This is a genomic window from Thermodesulfobacteriota bacterium, assembly GCA_040754335.1.
Lineage (GTDB): Bacteria > Desulfobacterota_D > UBA1144 > Nemesobacterales > UBA2774 > 2-12-FULL-53-21.
The window spans coordinates 143562-165385 of record JBFMCV010000004.1 but is presented as its reverse complement, the minus strand read 5'-3'; the positions used below and the strand labels follow the sequence as shown (position 1 = coordinate 165385).

The 21824-nt window shown below is 55.6% G+C and carries 21 protein-coding genes; 12 read left to right on the top strand and 9 right to left on the bottom strand.

Features of this window, described 5'->3' with window-relative positions; all coding sequences use genetic code 11:
• Positions 1-54: 54 nt before the first annotated feature.
• The 3 genes from AB1598_09700 (at position 55) to AB1598_09690 (ending at position 3094) form a co-directional block, all read left to right on the top strand.
• Positions 55-819, top strand: a complete 765-nt coding sequence (locus tag AB1598_09700) for a type III pantothenate kinase (GenBank protein ID MEW6145279.1) — start codon at positions 55-57, stop codon at positions 817-819.
• Positions 803-1198, top strand: a complete 396-nt coding sequence (locus AB1598_09695; GenBank protein ID MEW6145278.1) for a DNA polymerase ligase N-terminal domain-containing protein — start codon at positions 803-805, stop codon at positions 1196-1198. Before AB1598_09700 ends, AB1598_09695 begins: the two co-directional genes overlap by 17 nt.
• Before the next feature lie 555 nt (positions 1199-1753).
• Positions 1754-3094: a DASS family sodium-coupled anion symporter gene (locus AB1598_09690; GenBank protein ID MEW6145277.1), complete on the top strand. Its 1341-nt coding sequence runs from the start codon at positions 1754-1756 to the stop codon at positions 3092-3094.
• A gap of 428 nt (positions 3095-3522) precedes the next feature.
• Here AB1598_09690 and mce read toward each other — a convergent pair whose 3' ends face one another.
• From mce to AB1598_09670, 4 genes are all read right to left on the bottom strand, one after another.
• Positions 3523-3945, bottom strand: coding sequence for a methylmalonyl-CoA epimerase (gene mce / locus AB1598_09685; protein ID MEW6145276.1), 423 nt, complete (start codon positions 3943-3945; stop codon positions 3523-3525).
• A gap of 103 nt (positions 3946-4048) precedes the next feature.
• Entirely contained in the window at positions 4049-4471 is a 423-nt protein-coding gene (locus tag AB1598_09680) for a hotdog domain-containing protein (protein ID MEW6145275.1), read from the bottom strand.
• 155 nt (positions 4472-4626) lie between these two features.
• Complete coding sequence (locus AB1598_09675; GenBank protein MEW6145274.1) at positions 4627-5388, bottom strand: Ig domain-containing protein; 762 nt, start codon at positions 5386-5388, stop codon at positions 4627-4629.
• A gap of 96 nt (positions 5389-5484) precedes the next feature.
• On the bottom strand, positions 5485-6972 hold the full coding sequence (locus tag AB1598_09670; protein MEW6145273.1) for an Rne/Rng family ribonuclease: 1488 nt from the start codon (positions 6970-6972) through the stop codon (positions 5485-5487).
• Positions 6973-7165: 193 nt separating this feature from the next.
• On the opposite strand from AB1598_09670, the gene AB1598_09665 reads away from it, so the two are divergent.
• A complete protein-coding gene (locus AB1598_09665) occupies positions 7166-8167 on the top strand; it encodes a LysM peptidoglycan-binding domain-containing protein (protein MEW6145272.1) in 1002 nt (333 codons plus the stop codon).
• A 38-nt stretch (positions 8168-8205) separates the two neighbouring features.
• Here the strand turns inward: AB1598_09665 and AB1598_09660 are convergent, their stop codons facing one another.
• The 3 genes from AB1598_09660 to AB1598_09650 form a co-directional block, all read right to left on the bottom strand.
• Positions 8206-8907 carry a protein-L-isoaspartate(D-aspartate) O-methyltransferase gene (locus tag AB1598_09660; GenBank protein MEW6145271.1) on the bottom strand — a complete coding sequence of 234 codons (702 nt, stop codon included), beginning with the start codon at positions 8905-8907 and terminating at the stop codon, positions 8206-8208.
• Positions 8908-9002: 95 nt separating this feature from the next.
• Positions 9003-9968, bottom strand: coding sequence for a methylmalonyl Co-A mutase-associated GTPase MeaB (gene meaB / locus AB1598_09655; GenBank protein MEW6145270.1), 966 nt, complete (start codon positions 9966-9968; stop codon positions 9003-9005).
• A gap of 42 nt (positions 9969-10010) precedes the next feature.
• On the bottom strand, positions 10011-10424 hold the full coding sequence (locus AB1598_09650; GenBank protein ID MEW6145269.1) for an EVE domain-containing protein: 414 nt from the start codon (positions 10422-10424) through the stop codon (positions 10011-10013).
• 99 nt (positions 10425-10523) lie between these two features.
• On the opposite strand from AB1598_09650, the gene AB1598_09645 reads away from it, so the two are divergent.
• The 7 genes from AB1598_09645 (at position 10524) to AB1598_09615 (ending at position 17050) form a co-directional block, all read left to right on the top strand.
• Positions 10524-11201 carry a hypothetical protein gene (locus tag AB1598_09645; GenBank protein ID MEW6145268.1) on the top strand — a complete coding sequence of 226 codons (678 nt, stop codon included), beginning with the start codon at positions 10524-10526 and terminating at the stop codon, positions 11199-11201.
• On the top strand, positions 11202-11924 hold the full coding sequence (gene hisA / locus AB1598_09640) for a 1-(5-phosphoribosyl)-5-[(5-phosphoribosylamino)methylideneamino]imidazole-4-carboxamide isomerase (GenBank protein ID MEW6145267.1): 723 nt from the start codon (positions 11202-11204) through the stop codon (positions 11922-11924).
• Complete coding sequence (gene hisF / locus AB1598_09635) at positions 11924-12682, top strand: imidazole glycerol phosphate synthase subunit HisF (protein MEW6145266.1); 759 nt, start codon at positions 11924-11926, stop codon at positions 12680-12682. The genes hisA and hisF overlap by 1 nt, the downstream gene beginning before the upstream one ends.
• Positions 12683-12696: 14 nt before the next feature.
• A complete protein-coding gene (locus AB1598_09630; GenBank protein ID MEW6145265.1) occupies positions 12697-13746 on the top strand; it encodes a deoxyguanosinetriphosphate triphosphohydrolase in 1050 nt (349 codons plus the stop codon).
• A gap of 100 nt (positions 13747-13846) precedes the next feature.
• Positions 13847-14644 (top strand): menaquinone biosynthesis protein, encoded by a 798-nt coding sequence (locus tag AB1598_09625; GenBank protein MEW6145264.1) that lies wholly within the window; start codon positions 13847-13849, stop codon positions 14642-14644.
• Positions 14645-14665: 21 nt separating this feature from the next.
• Entirely contained in the window at positions 14666-15499 is an 834-nt protein-coding gene (locus AB1598_09620) for an MqnA/MqnD/SBP family protein (GenBank protein ID MEW6145263.1), read from the top strand.
• A 117-nt stretch (positions 15500-15616) separates the two neighbouring features.
• Positions 15617-17050, top strand: coding sequence for an aldehyde dehydrogenase family protein (locus tag AB1598_09615; protein MEW6145262.1), 1434 nt, complete (start codon positions 15617-15619; stop codon positions 17048-17050).
• Positions 17051-17075: 25 nt separating this feature from the next.
• Here AB1598_09615 and cofC read toward each other — a convergent pair whose 3' ends face one another.
• On the bottom strand, positions 17076-17729 hold the full coding sequence (cofC, locus tag AB1598_09610) for a 2-phospho-L-lactate guanylyltransferase (protein ID MEW6145261.1): 654 nt from the start codon (positions 17727-17729) through the stop codon (positions 17076-17078).
• Positions 17730-17907: 178 nt separating this feature from the next.
• Here cofC and AB1598_09605 point away from each other — a divergent pair, with 178 nt between their 5' ends.
• Positions 17908-20805 carry an FAD-linked oxidase C-terminal domain-containing protein gene (locus AB1598_09605; protein MEW6145260.1) on the top strand — a complete coding sequence of 966 codons (2898 nt, stop codon included), beginning with the start codon at positions 17908-17910 and terminating at the stop codon, positions 20803-20805.
• Here AB1598_09605 and AB1598_09600 read toward each other — a convergent pair.
• Positions 20786-21823 (bottom strand): gamma-glutamylcyclotransferase family protein, encoded by a 1038-nt coding sequence (locus AB1598_09600; GenBank protein ID MEW6145259.1) that lies wholly within the window; start codon positions 21821-21823, stop codon positions 20786-20788. The genes AB1598_09605 and AB1598_09600 overlap by 20 nt on opposite strands.
• Between the last annotated feature and the right edge of the window lies 1 nt (position 21824).

Genomic DNA, 21824 nt, shown 5'->3' with positions numbered 1-21824 from the left:
CCCGCTTGAAATAAAAAATAATGCGGTTTTACTTGTAGGATCCGGAGAAGAAGAATGGTCCTCGCGGTCGATATAGGGAATACGAATATTGTCTTCGGCGTCTTCGACGGCGGCAGGATAATGTGCCACTGGAGGATAGGCACCGACAAATCCAAGACATCGGACGAATACGGCATATTGTTCAGGGAGCTGATGAAGATAAGGGACATCGACCCGGATTCGATAGACGGGGCTGTAATCTCCTGCGTGGTGCCGACGATACAGTCGACGGTATCGAGCGCAGTCAAGACGTATTTCGACGTGAACCCCGTCGTCGTGAGCCCCGGCGTAAAGACGGGAATGCCCATACTCTATCATAACCCCAAGGAAGTAGGCGCAGACAGGATAGTGAACGGGGTGGCGGCTTACGATAAATACAGGAGCGCGGTGATAGTGGTCGACTTCGGAACGGCTACGACTTTCGACTGCGTGTCGGACAAGGGGGAATACATGGGGGGAGTCATCACGCCCGGGCTCATGATCTCGGCGGAGGCCCTTTACCGGGAAGCGTCCAAGCTGCCGAGGGTGGAGATCGCAAAGCCCGAGAACATAATCGGGAAGACAACAGTTGAGAGCATTCAGTCGGGGCTCATACACGGATACGCGGGACTCGTCGACGGAGTCGTTACGAAGATAAAATCGGAAATGAAAACAGAGCCCCGCGTCATAGCGACCGGAGGAGTGGCCGGCCTGATAGCGCCAGAAAGCAGGACTATAGAGGAGGTAGACGAATTCCTCACTCTCCGCGGGCTGAAACTTATCCATGAAAGGAATGTCTAGGTTCGTCGTCTTCAGGCACAAGAGCCCGAATAAACACTATGACCTCATCCTCGAAAATAAAGGTGAGGCAAGGCATTGGATCGTCCCTAAAAAAATCCCCGGCAAATACAGGGAAAAGAGGATCGTCATAGAAGAGAGGGGTCCTGCCGGTTTCCGGCAGGACGCGGGCAATCAACATACGGCCGGGGACAGCTGGGGCAGCGGACCGCTCGAGATATGGGACGAGGGTGTATACGAGACGGAAGCGGTTAACAGTATAAAACTCGTAATAAAAGCGTCGGGCGAGAGATTCAAAGGCAGGTATCTGCTCCTGGTCCCCGGCTGGGGGAGATGGACGGGGAAGAAACTCTGGGTGCTTGAGAAAATTAGGGAGGTATAGGTTTTTCCCGAATGGCAAGATTGAGCCTAGTCCATCCTGTGCAAAGTCGAAGGGAAGCAGCTCTTACCGATTTAAGCTACGAGATGCTGAAACGAGCCTGCCCTGAACTTGATTCAGGGTTCAGCATGACAGATTAAAGAAAAATCCTCCCTAACCTTCCTTTTTCTAAGGAGGGAATTAAATAAAAGCAAGAGATAGATTTCTCCCGTTTTATGTTCTACTACCCGGATGCAGTTTGAGAAGTAAATGTGCAATCAGCCGAGGGCATCCTACTTCTCGCTTGCTCGAAGCAGTGGTCGAAATGACAACCCCACCTTAACCTTAATTTAACTCAGCTGATGACGAGCTTTATTAATTTATATTGCTGGCTGTATTGAGAGAGCGACCGATTGCTCTTGTCCATCGCAATCGTCCCTCAAGGGGGAAGGGATTAAAAGAATGTGGAAAGGTCTATCGTTAATGCAAAGATTGAAGTAGATTTAATCATGTCTCATCGAGCGAAAAATTATCAGGCAACCGAGGCAGGATTCTCCCGCATTTGACACCGACACTCCGATGAATAAAAACCTGATAATCCTGACAAGCGGTATTGTATCGCTTGCCGTATATTTTTTCTTGCCCGTCGACAAGGGCATACTGAAGGGCCTTTCGATCCTGGTTTTCATAGCGGCGCTATGGTTCACAGAGGCCCTGCCGATAACGGTAACCGCCCTGCTCGTGCCTATTCTGGCCGTACTCACGGGCATATTCGACGTAAAGGAAGCGCTCAGCCATTTCGCAAACCCTGTCATATTTCTCTTTTTGGGAGGCTTTGCCCTGGCAGCCGCCCTCCATAAACACAGCCTCGACCGGCTCATCGCCGGATATATCATGAGGGCCGCGGGGGCGAATTCTCTACTCTCGGTGCTGGGACTATTCGCTTCCACCGCTCTCATAAGCATGTGGATAAGCAACACCGCTACGACAGCCATCATGCTTCCCGTAGCGCTCGGTCTCATAGCCAACCTGAAAGAGAGCACGGCATCGACCGAGGAATTCATACTTCTGGGAGTCGCGTACGCCGCGAGCATCGGGGGCATCGGGACGATAGTGGGAAGCCCGCCCAACGCGATCACGGCAGCCAACCTGGGGATGGATTTCAGGGACTGGCTCCAGGTGGGCGTACCATTCGTGGTTATCCTTCTGCCTGTAATGGTATTCGTCCTTTATCTCACGCTAAAGCCAAAGCTGCCTGAGGAAGGAGTTTCCCGGGGAGGGGCGCTCACTCAGATCACTATAGATAAAAACACGTACAAGCTCGCAGCAATTTTCGGCGTAACGGTCGCGCTCTGGATATTCAGCGGCCCTGTATCCTCACGGCTTGGAATTGAGAAGGAATTCGATTCCATCGTGGCCATAATGGCGATCTTCATGCTCGTAGTATCGGGCACTATAAAGTGGAAAGAGATAGAAAGGTTCACCGACTGGGGGGTGCTGCTTCTGTTCGGAGGGGGAATCGTGTTGAGCGCAGTGCTTTCAGAGACGGGTGCGAGCAAATACCTCGCCGATCTCGTGAGGGACCGCCTTTCGATACACGGCGCGTTCCCGCTAACACTCGGTTCGGTGCTGTTCGTTATCCTGCTCTCGGAGTTCGCGAGCAACACGGCGACCGCAGCCATAATGGTCCCCATATTCCTCGTTCTCGGACAGGAGACGATGCAGCATTCGCCCGAGGCGATCGCGCTCAGCGTGGGGATAGCCGCATCGTGCGGCTTCATGCTGCCGGTGGGCACGCCTCCTAACGCTCTCGTATACGGGACCGAGAAGATCCGCCAGAGTAGCATGATAAAAGCGGGACTCTATATCGACATAGCGTGCGGGATCATAATTACGCTCGTCAGTTACTTTTTCTTCTAGCGGAATCGGCGCTGAGAATCGCATACCCACGGGTGCTCAGCTGTCGCCGATTTGGTAATGTCATGTAAAAGCTACACCCTTCGACAGACTTCCGGCTTCGTCGAGACTGCGCCGGACAAGCTGCACGTACCGGTTTGATTGAATGAATGAAAGGTGACACCCCCACCCTAGCCCTCCCCCCTCCAGGGGGAGGGATATAATATGTAGGACAAATGGATTGAAACTAACCCCCCCCTCATCTGGTTCGTCAAAGTTGTAGCTTCGATTAAGACAGCCCTCTCTATTTAATCATCTCCGAACAATCCCTCCGATTTGTTGGAATTGCTCCCCTTTTTCTTAGCAGGAAATTAAAAGAAAAATAGATTTCTCACTAATAGAATTTGATTAAACTTCACAACGACGTTGATTGATCACATCTTGGTTAAGTGTTATTTCTCGATCTCGGCGAGCTCTATCAGCACTCCGTTCATCGCCTTCGGGTGTATGAACGCGACCCTCGAATTGTATGCGCCGGGACGGGGAGATTCGTCTATGAGCTTCACGCCCTCGCGCTTCAGCCTTTCGAGTGCGGCCTCTATATCGTCCACGAGGAAGCAGATGTGATGAATGCCCTCGCCCCTCTTGTCGAGGAACTTCGAGATCGGGGAGTCTTCGCTCAGGGGCTCCAGGAGCTCCACCGCGGCGCCGCCCTTTTCGGGTACGAGCATGGTCGTCTTCACCTTCTGGTCCTCCACCACCTCCCTGTGCCCGACCCTGAGACCGAGCGCCTTCTCGTACAGCTTCTCCGCCTCGCCGATGTCCCTGACCGCGATCGCCACGTGATACAAATTTTCCAATACGCCCTTAGCCATGATTTACGCTCCGTCCGTGTTATTGAAATACAGGGGGGATTTTACTTATGCCGGGAAAATTTGAAAGTAAACAGCTCACAACGAATATAAGCGAAGTGAGCCGTTACATGGACTGCGCCTTCTGCGAATCCGCTCCGAGCTTCCTTCTGATACCCCTTTCGAACCTCTCTTCGTTGATGATGAACATATCGTTGTAACCCGTAGCGATCTTCTCGACCTCGTCGTATGCATCGATCTTGAAATATACCTTGTTGGCCTCTATCCTGTCGATCTCGGCCCTTACGGTTATAGTCGATCCGATCGGGGTCGAGGCCAGATGGTTCATCTCCATCCTCACGCTCACGACCATCTCGGTCGGGTCGAGGAACGGGGCCATGAGGTCGGCGCAAGTCGTCTGCATGAAGGTAATGAGAGAAGGGCTCGAGAGCACGCGCGGGGAATTTTCGTGGAACCGGGAAGCAGCCATTTCCGCTTTCGTCTCTATCTTCTTTTCTATGAACATTCCCGCCTGAAACGACCTTCTCATGACGTCACCCGCTATAACTACGTATCCGACCTGAATTATTTGACCGGGACAAATTACGACCCGTAACAAAATAAAATATACCTGTGTTTTATAGAGCTGTGTAACAATTTCATGGATTGCTAACAATAGCGGGCGCGCCGGGTCCGATTGACATGCTATTCGACGGCTCCGGAATCCTGCTGCGGGTGTATGGATAAAGTCAGCTCCTGCCGGGACTCAGCCCCTTCCGAGTCCGTGACTATTACGGTCACTTTATAATCGCCCGCGTCCTTTTCACCGTACTCCCAGAGAATGAGGCCCGCCGCGGGCTCTATCGTCATACCGCGTGGTGCGCTCCTGAGGCTGAAATCGATGGGATCGCCGTCCGGGTCCCGGGCTTCCACGATGTAACTGAACCTCCCTTCCTCAAAGGACGCATCAGGCTCGGACGTAATGACAGGGGGCGAGTTGGGTATCGTGATGCTCCCCTCGGCAGACAACGCGCCGGCGCCGAGGTCGTTGTAGGGCGTGACGCTCAAAGTTATCGTATCGCCTTTTTTGAAGCCGTCCCTCCATTCGAGCTTCTCTTCGCTCGCGCCCGTTATATCGTTCCCGTTGAGCTTCCAGTCATAAATAAAACCCGTCCCCCCTATGTCCTCACCGTCATACTCTATTACGGCCAGAAACCCGTCCCTCGGGTTAGCGGACAGAGTGTTAATTTTCACGGATTTTATCTCCCCCAGGGAAGGCAGAGAAGGTTGGGAGTACCCGGCGTCGGCGGGTTCTTCCTCAGGGACGTCCTCCGTCTCCGTAACGGGCTCATCCGCAACTTCAGGAGCGGACTCATCCGTTGTTACGGATTCGCCCCCGTCCTCTCCCCCGCAGCCAAGGAGGAATATCAGGGCTATTATAAGCGGGTATTTTAGTGCACGAGTCATAAGCGAACCTACCCTGCGCTCGAATCCAACTATTAACTAATAATAGCGCCGAATTTGAGAATTGTGACAGCCGTGTTCCAGGTAATAGCCAGCCCTTCAGTCTGCTATGACCTCGAACCTGCCTATGCGCCCCTCGACGGGTTTATACGCGATCGCGACGCCGTGCTCCTTCTCGAGGCGCTTCAGGTTTTCGTGCTCGAACTCTTTAAGCCTGTGTATGACTTTCGCGCTCGCCTGGACTTCTATCCTCTTTACGAAAGGCTTTACGATCCTGCTCTTTATTTCCCTTATTATTTCGTAACTGATCGTGTCCTTGGATTTGAGATAGCCCGAGCCCTCGCAGTAGGGACACGGCTCCGCAAGCTCGGTGAGCAAGCTCTCCCTAACGCGCTGGCGCGTCATCTGTATAACCCCGAAGGGGGACATCTCGAGAACAGCGGACCGCGCCCTGTCCTGCTTCAGCGCCTCGACGAAAGCCTCGTATATCTGGTCGCGGAGCTGCCGGTTTTTTATGTCTATGAAATCGACCACCACTATGCCCACAAGGTTCCTGAGCCTTATCTGTCTCACTATCTCCGCGGCCGCCTCGAGGTTAAGCGTATATATGGTCTCCTCCTGGCTCTTTCCGCTCTGATACCTGCCGGTATTCACGTCGACGACGGTGAGTCCCTCGGCCTCCTCGATTATTATATGGCCCCCTGATTTAAGCCAGACCTTTTTATTGAATATCTTTCTTATCTCGCTCTCGACGCCGTACCTCGAGAACAGGGGCTCCGGGTCCTGATACAGCTCGACGCTTACGGAGGCGTCGGGGAAATTGCGCCTGAGGTAAGCCGTGACCTCCTGATACACGGGCTCGGAGTCGACGACGATCCTGTTGTATTCGGTCGAGACGAAATCCCGCACCGCTTTAATATAGAGCCTGGGCTCTTCGTAAAGGAGACTCGGCGCTTTCTGTTCTTCGCTTCTCTTCCTTATGTCCTCCCAGAGACGGAGCAGATCCTGTATATCCTGCTCTATCTCATCCGCGCTGACGCCTACGCTGGCCGTCCTCGCGATAATACCTTTCCCTTCGGGCTTAATCCTCCTTATGATCTCCGCGAGTCTTTCCCTTTCGGCCGGGTCCTCTATCTTTCTGGATATCCCGACTATATCGGTCGTGCCCAGAAGGACGGAGTACTTGCCGGGTATCCCGATATTGGACGACAGCTTCGCCCCTTTCCCTCCGACCGACTCCTTAAGCACCTGGACGAGGACGTGCTGTCCTTCGCGGAGTATGTCCTGGATGAGCCCCCTGTCGTGTTTTCTCGACTGCTGGGATTCGCTTCCGCCGTCGAGGAAGTATTCGTAGAGAGAATCCTCGTGCACGTCCTCGACGGATATGAAGCCCGATTTCCCGAGGCCGATATCTATGAAAGCCGCCTGCATACCCGGCACGACCTTCCCGACGATGCCCTTGTATATGTTCCCCACTATACGCGGCGCGGACTTTCGCTCGATGTAAAGCTCCGCGACGACGCCGTTTTCCATGACGGCGACCCTCGTTTCATTGAACGTGATATTTATCAGTATCCTGTTGTCCATAGGGCCAAACGCGGGCCGACATTGTCCAAACTTTACAAGCGTTCTTAAGTATAGTCTATAAGTTCTCTATATGAAAGCCTAAAAGAATATAATAATACTTTCAATTTATCCCAAATGGGTGTAAAATCTGAATAGTGCATTAAGAACGGAGCCGGCCCGGCCGGATTCCTTATCTTAACGGAGGATTGACGGGATGTATTTAAGAACACTATTGGCAATTTTTCTACTGACCGGCATCGCCTTGGCGCAGGGCAGCCTGCCGCCCCCCAAGGACGGGACGACGATTTATGTAGTGGAGCCGGGGGATTCCCTCTGGAAGATCTCCGGGCGGTTCTTCGGCAACCCTCTCTTCTGGCCGAGGCTGTGGGAGATAAACCCCTACATAGACAACCCGAACCTCATATACCCCGGGGACGTAATCGCGCTAAAAGCCCAGCAGCCCGACATCCCGGTTGTAAAGGTCGAGCCCAAGGCGCACAAGGTATCGTTCGAGGACATCGAGCCGCCGCCGCCTGTCTACTATTACTCGCGGGGCGGAACGGAAGGGTTCATAACGCCCGGCGAATGGGAGCACATGGGCACCATACTGACATCGGAGCCGCCCAAGATACTCCTCGGCACGGGGGACATAGTGTTTACGAACGTAGGCTCCAAGAACGGAGCGGGCGTAGGCGACAAGTTCACTATATTCCGGTCATCCAAGCCCGTGCTGCATCCGATAACGGGACAGAGGATCGGGTATAAGGTGCAGATAGAAGGCGAGCTCGAGCTCCTGGAGATACTCGGCAAGAGGAAATCGACTGCGGTAATAACCTCGTCATACCTCGAGATAACGCGCGGAGCCAAGGTAAGGCCCCAGGAGCCGTTCGTAAAAGAGGTGATTCTGAGGAAGGGCACCCGTAGGGTGGACGGGTTCATAGTAGAGACGAAGAACAATACGGAGCTTAGCGGCAAGGGAGACATCGTTTACATAGACGCGGGCGAAGTGAACAACGTCGTGCCCGGAAACGTATTCTCGATCTATACGCAGCCCCGTAAGGCCCACGACCCCGACGCACACAAGGACGTAATAATCCCCGGCTCGCTGATAGGGAAGATCGTCGTGCTCGAGGTCAAGGAGGGCTGCTCGACAGGCATAATCACGGAGAGCTCAAGGCAGATAGAGCTCGGGGATTACGTGAGCCTGGACATATAAGGTTGTTTTACTAAGCAGAAAGGCCGGGCATAGCACTCTCAGGATTCCGACCTGCCCGTCATGGGGACGAAGCGGACAGCGGTTATTCTCTTCTTCGTAATCCCGGTATCGGTCTTTTCGATAAGCTGAAGCTCCTGGCTGTCGCCGCCTACAGGAATGACCATTCTTCCGTTTACCTTGAGCTGATCGAGTAGCTTAGCGGGCACGTGCCCGGGGGCAGCCGTCACTATAATGCCGTCGAACGGGGCGTGCTCCTCCCACCCCTGGTATCCGTCACCAATTTTGTAAGCGATGTTGGAATATCCTATTTTTTCCAGAACGAGGCGCGCCTTCTGCGCCAGGCTCTCGACGATCTCTATCGTGTAGAGGTCGCACCCGGTTTCGGCGAGCACCGCGGACTGATAGCCGGAGCCCGTGCCCACTTCCAGTATCTTCATGCCCCGCGCGGGGTTCAGGAGCTCGGTCATGAGCGCGACGATGTATGGCTGAGATATAGTCTGCCCCATGCCCACGGGTATGGGGTTGTCGTTATACGCCTCGTCCCTCATCTCCTCGGGCACGAACTCATGGCGCGGTACATTGAGCATCGCCTGAATGACAGCGGTGTTCCTTATGCCCCGGGCAATTATCTGGCTCTCGACCATGTCCCAGCGCTTCCCGGCATAACGGCCGTTACCCGAAGCGCCTGAGGCGAGAAGGAAGACGAAGAAAAGGGACAGGGGGATAAAGGACTCAAGCATAGTGATTATGATACCATTCCGTGAGAGCCGTTATAAGACATGGGCAGACGGGACGGGCGTTTATCGAGCCCGGAGCTTTGACAGGCTGATGTAAATTATAGGGTTGCACTACAGATGATTTTCGAGACGACGAGCACGGCGCCTTCGTAGGGGTCTATTTCCCCGCTTTTTACGCGGTCGTAAATCTTCTTTATCTCAGGGTCTCCGAGCTTGCGGGCGATCTCCTCGTCGACGAGCCCCCTTACTATCTCGGAAAACTCCTCCTCGATCCTTTTCTCTTTCTTCGTTATCAGCTTACCGCTCCCGGAGAGATAATCCCTGTGTTTTTCGACCGCCTCGATTATACCTTCTATCCCTTCGCCGCTGAGCGCGCTCGTGAGTAGCACGGACGGGGTCCAGCCGCCTGCCCTCCTGAGGGACACGACCTGCTTGATCTCGGCCGCGATAAGCGCAGCCCCTTCCCTGTCCGCCTTGTTTACGATGAAGACGTCGGCTATCTCCATGAGGCCGGCCTTCATCGTCTGGACCGAGTCACCCGCTTCAGGGACGAGCACCACGAGTACGGTATCCGCAACGCCCACGATGTCGAGCTCGGTCTGCCCCACGCCGACTGTCTCTATGATGACGTAATCCATGCCGTACGCCCCGTAGAGCTTCGTTATCTCGACCGTGGCCCTGGACAACCCGCCGTGCGTCCCCCTCGTGCTTATGCTCCTTATGAACACGCCGTCGTCCATCGCGTGGTCGTGCATCCGTATCCTGTCCCCGAGAATGGCCCCACCGGTGAAGGGGCTCGACGGGTCGACCGCGAGCACCCCGACCTTTTTATCCATATCCCTGTAGGAGCGGATGAGCCTGTTCGTGATCGTGCTTTTGCCCGCCCCGGGCGGGCCGGTTATGCCTATTATGTAGGGTTCGCGCATGGCGGGAGCCAGGCGCATAAGTATCTCGGGTAGGGATTTATGCCTGCTCTCGGCGATCGATATGAGACGGGCGAGAGAGGCGCGGTCCCCGCTCAGCATCTTGTCTATGAGACCGGATTCGTAATCGGAGAGAGTCATCGGGAGATACATTAATGGGGAGGTGGCGGATTGTCAAAACGGCTATTTCTTTACCGACCCCATGCCGAGAATGACGTCGTATTCATCCTTCGTAACGGGCATGACGGATAGACGGCCCTGTCTGATGAGCGAAATGTTCCCGAGCCGCTTTTCCTTTTTGATACCGTCGAGCGATACGGGTCTCTTTAAAGGCTTGACCGGTTCTATGTCGACGGCGACCCATCTCTCGTCGTCCGCGGTCGGGTCCCGATAGGACTCCCTGACGACCCTGGCGATTCCGACAATCCCGGGCGCAGCACCGCTGTGATAGTAGAGCACGAGGTCGCCCTTCTTCATGGCTCCGAGGTTATTCCTCGCCTGATAGTTCCTGACCCCGTCCCATCGCGTCCCGCCGTCCTTGACGAGGTCGTCCCACGAATAGGTAGAAGGCTCCGATTTAACGAGCCAGTAGCTCATGGGGTTAATTATGTTTAAAGCAGCGGATAATTCAAATTGCAGGAACAGGCCGCCCGCACCGCTTCCACTAATCCTATATTCCTGTATATTTATTAACAGATGAAACCGACAAGAAATTTCCTCCTTCTCTCCGCGCTTATAATATTATCTGCAATCTTCTTTGATTCCGGCCTGTTATCCTCCGCATTCGCGCAGAACGAGGAGACAGAAGCGCCCCACGCGCGCCTGCGGGACAGGATCAAATCCCTCGCCCTGATACCGTTCACGTCGAAAGCCTCTCTATCGGAATCGATGCCCGAAGAGACCGTTGAGGAGAAGGAGCGGTATCTTACTATCAACTTGTATGAAGCCCTCACGGCCGAGCTAATGAGAATAGAAATAATCCCGCTACAAAAATCCGAGTCGGAATTCCTGAGCACAAAGGCTGACAATCCTAAATTGTCTTACAGGGAGCAGGCCGTCGCTGCGGGCAAGAGCCTGGGCGTCGACGCCGTGATGACGGGAGCGATTTCCGAATACACGGAGAGGGAGGGGTCCGCCATAGGGGTGGAATCTCCCGCCGCCGTCACGTTCAGCGTCGAGGTGCTCGATACGCGGGACGGACGAGTATTATGGGAATCGTACTTCAAGGAGACTCAGAAGCCGCTCCTCGAAAACGTCTACGAGATCGGGAAGTTCTTCAAAAGGGGCGCGAAGTGGATCACCTCCGACGAGCTTGCGAAAGAGGGGGCCCGCGAGACAGCTCTTGAGTTCAGCCAGTACCTCCTGGAGAATTGAATGCACATCATACCGGCGATAGACCTCAAGGACGGGAGATGCGTTAGGCTCTTTAAGGGAGAGGAAGGGACTGAAACGGTGTTTTCGGAAAACCCCGGGGAGATAGCACGGAGGTGGGAAGAAAGCGGGGCGGAATGGATACACGTAGTCGACCTCGACGGGGCGTTTACCGGAGAGCCGCAGAACATGGACGTCGTCAGGGAGATCGCCTCTCAGGTCTCGTGCCCGGTTCAGGCGGGGGGAGGCATAAGGAACATAGAGACAGTCAGGAAATATTTCGGCCTCGGTGTAAAAAGAGTGATACTGGGGACAGCCGCTTTTTCGGACGACCTATTCCTTAGACAGGCGTGCGGAGAGTTCCCAGGGTGTATCGCCGTGGGAATAGACACCAAAAACGGCAAGATTGCCGTAAAGGGCTGGAAAGAGGTCATAGAGGCGGATACCGGAGATGTGCTCCGCAGGCTCGAGGATGCAGGGGTCTCGATGATACTCAACACGAACATCGACAGGGACGGGACGATGGAGGGAATCAATATCGAAGCGGCTAAGAAATTCATAGAATCTTCTCCTCTCCCGGTCATCGCTTCGGGCGGCATCGCCACGACAGATGACCTCGAAAAGCTGAAGCCGCTCGAAAGTATCGGGCTCTACGGCGTGATACTGGGGAAGTCGATCTACACAGGCACTATTAATCTTACGGACGCCATAGAAAGGTACTCCTAATGCTGTCGAAGAGAATAATTCCGTGCCTCGACGTCAAGGACGGGAGGGTCGTGAAAGGCGTTAATTTCGTAAACCTCAGGGACGCGGGCGACCCGGTCGAGATCGCGAAGAAATACAGCGACGAGGGGGCGGACGAAATCTGCTTCCTTGACATAACGGCTTCGCACGAGGAGAGGAAAACGATGGTAGACGTCGTCGAGAGGACAGCGGCGGAGGTTTTCGTACCGCTTACTGTGGGAGGGGGTGTGAGGACTATAGAGGACGTGAGGCAGCTCCTGCTCGCCGGGGCCGACAAGGTATCTATAAACACAGCCGCAGTAAAAGACCCAGATTTCGTGAAGAGGGCTTCAGAGAGGTTCGGGAGCCAGTGCATCGTCGTTGCGATAGACGCGAGGCGCGTCTCGGAAGGAAAATGGGAGGTCTATACGCACGGCGGGAGGAACCCTACGGGAATAGACGCTATCGAGTGGGCGAAGAAGATGGAGGAAAACGGCGCGGGTGAGATACTCCTCACGAGCATGGACAAGGACGGGACTAAATCGGGCTACGACATAGAGCTCACGAGGGCCGTATCGAGGGCAGTCTCGATACCGGTTATCGCTTCGGGAGGCGCGGGAAGCCTCGACCACCTGTCGGACGGCGTCAGGGACGGGGAGGCGGACGCCGTGCTCGTCGCATCCATATTCCACTACGGCGAGCATTCCATAAGAGAGGCGAAGGAGCATATGGGCTCGAAGGGCATATCTGTGAGGCTCTGAGGCTGGGTAACCGAATGAACATAAGAGAACAGTCGGAAGAGATAGAGAGGCAAATCCTTTCTCCTTACGCCGCCCTCAGCGCTCAGTCGAAGGGGAGGATGGTGGCCGAGGAGCCGTGCTCCATAAGGACCGACTACCAGAGGGACAGGGACAGGATAATCCACTCAAAAGCGTTCCGGAGGATGAAGCACAAGACGCAGGTGTTTCTTTCCCCGACTGACGACCACTACAGGACAAGGCTCACGCACGTGATAGAGGTGTCCCAGATAGCGAGGACGATATCGAAGGCACTGAGGCTGAACGAAGACCTCACGGAGGCTATAGCGCTCGGGCACGACCTCGGCCATACGCCCTTCGGACACGCGGGGGAGGCGGCGCTAAACGAGATTTATCCGGGCGGGTTCAAGCACGTTATTCACAGCCTGAGGGTAGTGGACGTTCTCGAGAAGGGCGGGAAGGGCCTCAACCTGACGTACGAGGTGAGGGACGGCATAGCCAAGCATTCGAAGGGCATGGGTGCGGTCGATAATCCGAAATACCGCCCGGAGACGCTCGAAGGACAGGTCGTGAGGCTGTCAGACCTCGTCGCTTACGCGAACCACGACCTCGACGACGCGATAAGGGCAGGGATCATAACCATCGACGACGTGCCCCGGCAGTGCGTCGATACGCTCGGCAGGACGAATTCCGAAAGGATAAACAGGATGGTCACCGACATAATCACGGAAACCCTCAAATACAAAGGCGAGAAGGTGGCGGCGAGCGCGGAGGTAGAGCAGGCGATGGTCGAGCTCCGGGGCTATCTTTTTAATACCGTCTATATGAACGAAAAGATAAAGAACAACTTCCTCAAGGCCCATAAGGTAATACGGGAGCTTTACCGGTATTTCTGCGAAAACGAGGGCGAGCTGAGGAGGTATTACACGAAGGGCGTGAGGGAAGGGGAAACCATAGAGCGCACGGTCTGCGATTTTATTGCGGGCATGACGGATTCCTACGCGATCAGCATGTATGAAAGGATATTCCTCCCCCGGAGATGGCAGGGGGATTTGAGCACATTTTAATCCTGATAGGTTCGGGTAATCTTATTGTCCTAATAAAACAGCTTTACCCCTCAAGATCATTCCCTTATATGGAATAAGAATGAAACTGTAAAGGTGCAATGTGATTAAACTGGGCTCTGTATGTTTCATGAATGCGAAACCGCTCACGTTCGCTTTAGAGAACGGCAGCGTAGAGCACGACTTCCAAATAACGCTCACGCCCCCTTCCGAGCTGTCGCTCCTGCTTTCGAGAAAGGAGATAGACCTGGGTCTCATCCCCGTCGCAGAATTCCTCAGGAAGAACACATACTCCGCCGTACCGGGAATCTCGATCTCGTCGTACGGGAAGGTGGACAGCGTGGTGCTCTTATCCAGGGGCGCGATCACGGATATTAAAAGCGTCGCCGTCGACAGGAGGTCCCAGAGCTCGACCGCGCTTCTGAAGATTATACTGGAGACGTTCCACAACCTGTCGCCCGTCTACCTGCCCAGAGCCGCGGAGGAGGGTTTCCTGAATGACGTCGATGCGGGAATGATAATCGGCGACACGGGCCTCGAAACCACCTGTCACCCTCCCGAGGGTTTCAATGTCTACGACCTCGGAGAGATATGGACTGAAGAAACGGGTCTCCCGTTCGTGTACGCCGTCTTCGCCGTGAACGAGGGGGTTGAGCTGGGGAGGAACCTGGGGGCGCTTCACGAATCCAAGGACTACGGGATCGGCATTGTGAGAGAAATTGCAAAAAATGAAGCGGCGAGGACGGGACTCGACGAATCAGTATGCTATCGATACCTGACCGAGAGGATAAAGTACGACCTCGGAGAAAAGGAGCTTGAGGGTATACGCCGATACAGCGAATACCTCTCCCGCCTGGGCGGGGCTGAAAAAATTTCCCGGATAAAAATCCATTCAGAGTAGATGAAATCGGAGGTAGAGAGATTGAGCAAGATAAAGATGAGACTCGGACACAGCCCCGACCCCGACGACGCTTTCATGTTCTACGGCATTGCCTCGGGGAAAGTGACATCGGACAAAATCGATTTCGAGCACGTGATAGAGGACATTCAATCGCTTAACAAGCGCGCGCTCAATAAAGAGCTCGAAACGACCGCGATCTCGGCGCACGGATACCTGAAAGTACAGGACGATTACAGGATCATGTCCTGCGGCGCGAGCATGGGGGAAGGGTACGGCCCTATCGTGGTATCGAGCGTGCCGGTTGACGACCTCCACGGCAAGGAGATCGGGGTTCCCGGTAAGCTCACGACCGCGTTCCTTCTCCTGAGCATCTATGCGGACGGATTTGTCCCGGTCGAAATGCCATTCGACGAGATCATGCCCGCGGTGGCAAAGGGCGATATAGAGACAGGGCTCATCATCCACGAGGGACAGCTTACATACAGGGACTACGGCCTCGAGCTCGTGCTCGATCTGGGCGAGCTGTGGCAAGTAGACACCACGCTTCCTCTCCCTCTCGGTCTCAACGTCGTAAGGCGGGACATGGGAGAGGAGCTCGAGAGAGAGGTCCTCAGGGTGCACAGGGAAAGCATAGAGTACGGGCTCGCCCACAAGAAAGAAGCCCTCGGATACGCGATGAAATACGGAAGGGGAATAGGCGAGGACGTTGGCGAGAAGTTCGTGCTCATGTACGTCAACGAGTACACCCGGGACCTCGGCGGGAAAGGAAAGGCCGCGCTCGAATTTCTTTTCAATAAGGCGTACGATAAAGGGATAATCAAGGAAGAGCCGAAGCTCGATATACTCGAAATCTAGAATCCGGGCACGTCATCTCCTCCTGATACCAGCCACCGTAAATATTCCCGGCCGAAATAGAGTAAGCTTTAAATAAGCCTTATAATAATCGATAACATTCGACACAGGAGAGGTGTAATGTCTAAGGAATTCGGTTACCTCCTTAACGGGAAATGGGTAAAGAGCGGGAAGAAAAAGGAAATAAAAAGCCCCTACAACGGTGAGGTCGCGGGAGTGATAAACGTTCCCGAGCGTGCTAAGGCTCTTGAGTCCATAGGATTCGCGGAGAGCGCGTACGAGAAATGGAGAGAGAGCCCGAGCCATGAGCGGAGCCGCATACTGAGGAAGATCGCGGACGGGATCGCCGCAAGAGAGGAGGAATTCGCGAGGATCCTAGTACTTGAAGGAGGGAAACCTCTCAAGACCGCGAGGGTCGAGGTGGGCCGCGCCGTAGTAACGTTCTCCGTAGCCGCAGAGGAGGCGAACAGGTTCAACGAAGGCGAGCTCGTCCCCATAGACATCGCGCCCGGGAACGAAAAAATGTTCGGGATCGCGAGAAGGTTTCCTTTAGGCGCAGTCGTCGGGATATCCCCTTTCAACTTTCCACTCAACCTCGTCGCCCACAAGGTCGCGCCGTCCATAGCCTCGGGGAACGCGATGATACTGAAGCCCGCATCCCAGACCCCGCTTTCGGCGCTCATGCTCGGAGAGATCGTCCTGGAAGCAGAGCTACCAGAAGGGCTTCTCAATATACTGCCCGTGCCGGGCGCGGAGATAGAGGCAGTAATAGACGACGAGAGGGTGAAGAAGGTCTCGTTCACGGGGAGCGACGCCATAGGGTGGGAGCTCAAGAAGAAATACCCGAAGAAGAAGGTCACACTCGAGCTGGGCGGGAACGCGGCGACTATCATTGACGAAGACCCGCCCGACCTCGATTTCGCCGCGGGCAGGAACGCATGGGGAGCGTTTTACCAGGCCGGGCAGAGCTGCATATCCGTCCAGAGGATGTACGTGCACGAGAAGACGTTCGATAAATTCATGAGCAAATTCATAGATGAGACGAAAAAGCTCAGGCTCGGCGACCCCATGCTCGAAGACACGGACGTGGGCCCCGTTATCGATACCGGATCGGCTGACAGGATAATGGAATGGATAGATGACGCGATAGGCAAAGGGGCGAAGCTGCTCACGGGCGGGAACAGGGACGGCTCTCTCATCGAGCCCACGGTTCTGACCGGCGTGCCCCCCGGATGCGACGTCAGCAAGAGCGAGGTGTTCGGGCCTGTGGTGCACGTGGAGAGGTATAGGGACTTCGACGAGGCGCTTAAAGCCGTGAACGACTCGCGTTACGGGCTACAGGCGGGGGTCTTCACGAAGGACATGAAGAAAGCGTTCAAGGCATACGGCGCGCTCGACGTCGGAGGGGTCGTGGTGAATGACTACCCGAGCTTCAGGGTCGAGAACATGCCTTACGGGGGGGTCAAGGACTCGGGCACGGGACGTGAGGGAGTGCGTTACGCGATCGAGGAGATGACCGAATTAAAGCTGCTCGTAGTCAACCTGAATTACTAATGAGACCGTATAAAGCCGCGGTCGATCATCCCCTGACCTTGCCGAGGATTTTTTTACTCAAGAGAAGCTCGTAGGTTTTCGTGTCGCTCTTTTCGGAAGCGAACAGCTTCAGATCGTCCGGGTGATCAACGTCGAGCCCTACCCTTGCGTTCTCGTAATATTCGATCCGTATGCCCCTCTTCCGGGCCTCCTCCGTGTGCTTCCTGAAGCTGTCGTGACCGAAACGTGATGGGATCGCGTCGGGCGGGTTCCGGAGTATGGCGTTCGTGCCCATCCTGTCCCGGGCAGGGACGAGTATTACGCAGGGAGGGTCCGATTCCTTTTCCGCAATGAAATCTATGTCCTCTGATTTTATAAGCGGGGCGTCCCCCGGAATAACGAGCACGGAGCCGGCTCCCATTTCCTTGCATATACGTGACGCCCGGTCGACGGAGTCGCTCTCGCCTTTCTGCTCCGTTTCCTCTATGACCTCTATCCCCATATCCCCTGCGATCCGTATCGCCTTCCTGTCCATGGTGACGATAAAAATCCTGTCGAGGAGCTTCGATCCCTTAAGCGCCGTGAGCACGTCCTCGAGCATAGCATAGGCGAGGTCCGTCCTTGCGTCCTGAGGCAGCAGCGACGACAGTCTTTCCTTCGCCTTCGATAGGTCTTTTACGGGAACGATTCCAAACCGCATATCAGCCTTTGTGTGCCGGGTTACAGACGGCGCGCGTGTTACAGCCGCGCGCTGAAAAAATCAGTTTATGATACCAGTATTTTATTAAAGTCTGTAATGCCGGGAGCCCCGGCCCGCGCATAACCCGCCTGAGGTAACTGTATATTTCACCAGCCGCCGGGTTATACTAATCCGGCATATGCATGACGCCGCCGAGTACATCATACGTGAAGAGCTCGAAGTCTTGCTTAAACGAAGAATAAAGGGCGAAGTGCGTTTTGATAAATTAAGCAGGACGCTCTACAGCACGGACGCGAGCAACTACGAGATCGAGCCCGTGGGAGTAGTGATACCCCGGACGGAGGAGGACGTATCGGCAGCAATAGAAACGGCCGGCAAACTAGGCGTCGCTATACTTCCGAGGGGCGGAGGCACGAGCCTCGCAGGGCAGGCCGTGGGCCACGCGCTCGTAATAGATTTCTCGAAATACATGAACGGCGTCATCGAGATAGACTCCGAAGCCGGAACCGCCCGCGTCCAGACGGGTATTTATTTGGAGCAGCTGAACAGGAGGCTCAGACCCTCAGGTCTCATGTTCGGACCCGATCCGTCCACAGTGAGGATCGCGACCGCGGGGGGAGCCGTCGGGAATAACGCCACAGGGGCGCATTCTATACTCTACGGCATGGCGGGGGACAATGTCGAAGGCGCGAGAATTATCAGCGGCGGGAGTTCCGTCGAGCTCGGCACGCTGAGCGAAGACGGGCTCAGGGCGCGCGCGAAGGAGAACGGGCCCGCGGGGGCGCTCTTCAATAATCTCGCCGCCCTCCGTGAGAAATACAGAGATGCTATAAAGCGCGATTTCCCCAGACACTGGAGAAGGGCATCTGGATACAGTCTCAATTATCTCCTGGAATCCCCCTTCAACCCTGCGAGGCTCCTCGCGGGCTCGGAAGGCACTCTCGGGGTGGCGACCGAATTCACACTCAGGCTGGTGCCCGGGCCCGCTTTCACAGGGCTCGTCATACTCCAGTTCGCGAGCATAATTGCGGCAATGGAGACGGTCCCCGGGATTCTCGAACACGGCCCTTCGGCGATCGAGCTTATAGACTCGATGCTCATAAGCCTGACGAGGGCACACGCGGGGTATAGCTCGATGCTCTCATTCGTCGAAGGCGAGCCCGAGGCGCTTCTCGCCGTCGAGTTTTACGGGACGAGCGAAGACGAAGTTAAAAAGAAAGCGGAAGGTCTTGCCGCTTCGCTCAGGGAAAAGGGCACGGGGTGCGGCATTAATTTCGCCCTAGGCAGGGAGGAGCAGGCGAATGTATGGGGAGTCAGGCGCGCGGGGTTAGGGATAATGATGAGCAGGAGGGACGAGCACAAGCCGATTCCGTGCATAGAGGACGTGTCGGTGCCGGTCGAGAGGCTCCCCGAATATGTTAGCGACGTTTCTGAATTGATCAAGAGCCTCGGGACGACAGCGGGGTTTTACGGGCACGCGAGCGCGGGCTGTCTTCACATAAGGCCCCTCGTGAACCTGAAAACCGAAAGCGGCGTGCTCACGATGAAGGAACTCATGGACGGCGCATTCGAGCTTGCGCTGAGATACGGCGGCGTGATGAGCGGCGAGCACGGGGACGGCATACAGAGGAGCTACTTGAACGAGAGGCTCTTCGGCCCCGCGTTATACGGCGCAATGAGGGAGCTCAAGGCCGCGTTCGATCCCGCGGGCATGTTCAATCCGGGCAAGGTCGTCGACCCGGGAAGCCCTCTTGAGAACCTGAGGTACGGGGACAGGAAAGAACCCTATGAAATCCGGACTAAGCTCGACTGGTCCCGGGACCGCGGCTTTCCGGAGGCGGTCGGGATGTGCAACGGCCAGGGAGTCTGCAGGAAGCTCGGCGAGGGGATTATGTGCCCCTCATACATGGCGACGCGGGACGAGAGGGATACGACGAGGGCGCGCGCGAACGCGCTGAGGGCGGTGCTCTCGGGCGCGCTCGGGAGGGATTCGCTCGCCGGGGAGGACATGTACGGCGTCTTCGATCTCTGCATATCGTGCAAGGCATGCAAGACAGAATGTCCCTCGAAGGTGGACGCTGCCAAGATGAAGACCGAGTTCCTTTCACATTACCACGAGAGGCACGGCATGAGCTTGAGGGACCGTTTCTTCTCGGACATCCACGGGGCGAGCCGCATAGCCTCGCTAGCACCCGCGCTCTCGAATGCGCTCCTGGGAAATCCGGTGACGGGACTGCTGCTATCACGCCTCGGTATTCATCGCGCGCGCACACTGCCCAGGTTATCCTCAAAAAGCTTTACGGAATGGTTCTACGGCAGGACAAAACGCGCCGGAGCGCCGGGGAGGAAAATCGTCTTCTTCCACGACACGTGGGTCACGTATTATCACCCCGAGGTTGGGAAGTCGTCTGTCGAGCTTCTGGAAGCCGCCGGCTTCGAAGTCATTCTAGTACGCGAAAGGGTATGCTGCGGTAGGCCTATGCTGAGCAAGGGGATGATAGAAGAAGCGAGGGAAAGGGCGCGGAAGAACGTCTCCACCCTCGCGCCGTTCACCAGGGAAGGTATCCCCGTCGTCGGAACCGAGCCGAGCTGCATACTCACTTTCAGGGACGAGTACATGGACCTCCTGCCCGGAAATGATGACGCACGGTCGCTGGCAGAGAATTCGTTCATGCTGAGCGAGTTCCTTAACCGCGTGCAGAGGGAGAGGGGTCTGAATATTGAATGGAGCGGGGACGCGCAGAATATCCTCTATCACGGGCACTGTCACGAGAGGTCGCTCGCCGGGCTGGCGGCTCCGTTGGGAATGCTCGCCGCGTCCGGATGCAGGGCCCAAGAGAGCGGGGCCGGGTGCTGCGGGATGGCCGGGAGCTTCGGATACGAGAGCGAGCATTACGATATATCGAAGACAATAGGCGAAGACCGCCTGTTCCCTGCCGTTAGAAATGCCGCCCCGGAGACTGTCATCGCGGTCTCGGGCGTATCGTGCAGGCATCAGATAGAGCACTTCACCGGAAGGAAGGTCAAACATATCGCCGAGGTGCTGGCGGGCAGGATCAGGAAAGGCGTCCGATAAAATCCCTGAGAAAACCGACGAGCCTCACGAAATCAGAAGGCGCGCTCTCGGGCTGTCTCAGGCGCTGGTTTATTTCGAGCTGCATCGACGGCACTCCGAGCTTAACCGCAGAATACCTCGTTACCGTCAACTGTCTCGACGCGGGGAAGACGTCCGGAGAGCCTAAAATGATGCCCTTTGATTCAGCCGCGGAGGCAAGTTCGTTAAGTGTGCCAAGCTTACCGTTCAGGAACTCGTGATTTCCGCCGACGCCCGGAAAAACGTCCGCGGACCTCTCCGAACCCGTCCCGTGGAGATCGATCAGGAATTCTATTCCGCTCCTTTCCGCTATCTGAGCGAGCTTTCCTTTAAACGGGGATTCGTCCGAGTAATTTGGATCGACCGGAGAGAGCCTGTCAGTGTAGAGGGCATGGCACCCCGTCACCGAATGAAGGAGCACGGCGAGCGCGCCGGTATAGAATTCCTGCCTCTTCAGCTTTCCCAGGCGCACGTGCGCGGTCGCGTGGGGAGCCGTGACGAAGACTGGGACGCTTCCCCTGATATAATGCATTCCGTCCGTGTCCCCGCCGGGATACTCCTTGTAGCTGTTTTTTATGTGCGTCTCGAACCGGATGGCGAAATCAACAGGATCAGTGAACGCGAGCGAGGAATGCGTCCTCCAGCTCCCGCCCGGAATCCTGCTTGACTCGTTCGCAGAACCATTCAGCTGAGGCCCCGCTTCGTAGCAGAAGAATTCGATACCGGAGCGCTGTATGTTCGATCTCTTAAAGAGACCAGACTCGGTACCCTCGACCCTGTCGAGCTCTTCGATCTTGGAATGCGGGTCCTCCATGATATAGAGCTCGCCCGACACCGATGAGTCCGATTCATCGCCGAATAATGCGGCCGGGTAACCCCGTCCGGTATCGTAAAGCCTGCCCGGGACTTCGAGTATACGGGAGAGCCTGCAGCCCCGCATGTAGCAGCCTCTCTCCTCGCCGCGGAGAAGCGTCCCGTAAACGAAGATTTTGTCGATCATG

Bases quoted from the DNA above. Each gene is read 5' to 3' on its own strand.
- cofC (MEW6145261.1), bottom strand. From the start codon at position 17,729: ATGCGGTTTGGAATCGTTCCCGTAAAAGACCTATCGAAGGCGAAGGAA.
- AB1598_09660 (MEW6145271.1), bottom strand. From the start codon at position 8,907: ATGCTTGAGTCCTTTATCCCCCTGTCCCTTTTCTTCGTCTTCCTTCTC.
- meaB (MEW6145270.1), bottom strand. From the start codon at position 9,968: ATGACTCTCTCCGATTACGAATCCGGTCTCATAGACAAGATGCTGAGC.
- AB1598_09600 (MEW6145259.1), bottom strand. From the start codon at position 21,823: ATGATCGACAAAATCTTCGTTTACGGGACGCTTCTCCGCGGCGAGGAG.
- AB1598_09665 (MEW6145272.1), top strand. From the start codon at position 7,166: ATGTATTTAAGAACACTATTGGCAATTTTTCTACTGACCGGCATCGCC.
- AB1598_09695 (MEW6145278.1), top strand. From the start codon at position 803: ATGAAAGGAATGTCTAGGTTCGTCGTCTTCAGGCACAAGAGCCCGAAT.
- AB1598_09690 (MEW6145277.1), top strand. From the start codon at position 1,754: ATGAATAAAAACCTGATAATCCTGACAAGCGGTATTGTATCGCTTGCC.
- AB1598_09675 (MEW6145274.1), bottom strand. From the start codon at position 5,388: ATGACTCGTGCACTAAAATACCCGCTTATAATAGCCCTGATATTCCTC.
- AB1598_09645 (MEW6145268.1), top strand. From the start codon at position 10,524: ATGAAACCGACAAGAAATTTCCTCCTTCTCTCCGCGCTTATAATATTA.
- AB1598_09615 (MEW6145262.1), top strand. From the start codon at position 15,617: ATGTCTAAGGAATTCGGTTACCTCCTTAACGGGAAATGGGTAAAGAGC.
- hisA (MEW6145267.1), top strand. From the start codon at position 11,202: ATGCACATCATACCGGCGATAGACCTCAAGGACGGGAGATGCGTTAGG.
- AB1598_09605 (MEW6145260.1), top strand. From the start codon at position 17,908: ATGCATGACGCCGCCGAGTACATCATACGTGAAGAGCTCGAAGTCTTG.
- hisF (MEW6145266.1), top strand. From the start codon at position 11,924: ATGCTGTCGAAGAGAATAATTCCGTGCCTCGACGTCAAGGACGGGAGG.
- AB1598_09650 (MEW6145269.1), bottom strand. From the start codon at position 10,424: ATGAGCTACTGGCTCGTTAAATCGGAGCCTTCTACCTATTCGTGGGAC.
- AB1598_09680 (MEW6145275.1), bottom strand. From the start codon at position 4,471: ATGAGAAGGTCGTTTCAGGCGGGAATGTTCATAGAAAAGAAGATAGAG.
- AB1598_09700 (MEW6145279.1), top strand. From the start codon at position 55: ATGGTCCTCGCGGTCGATATAGGGAATACGAATATTGTCTTCGGCGTC.
- AB1598_09630 (MEW6145265.1), top strand. From the start codon at position 12,697: ATGAACATAAGAGAACAGTCGGAAGAGATAGAGAGGCAAATCCTTTCT.
- mce (MEW6145276.1), bottom strand. From the start codon at position 3,945: ATGGCTAAGGGCGTATTGGAAAATTTGTATCACGTGGCGATCGCGGTC.
- AB1598_09670 (MEW6145273.1), bottom strand. From the start codon at position 6,972: ATGGACAACAGGATACTGATAAATATCACGTTCAATGAAACGAGGGTC.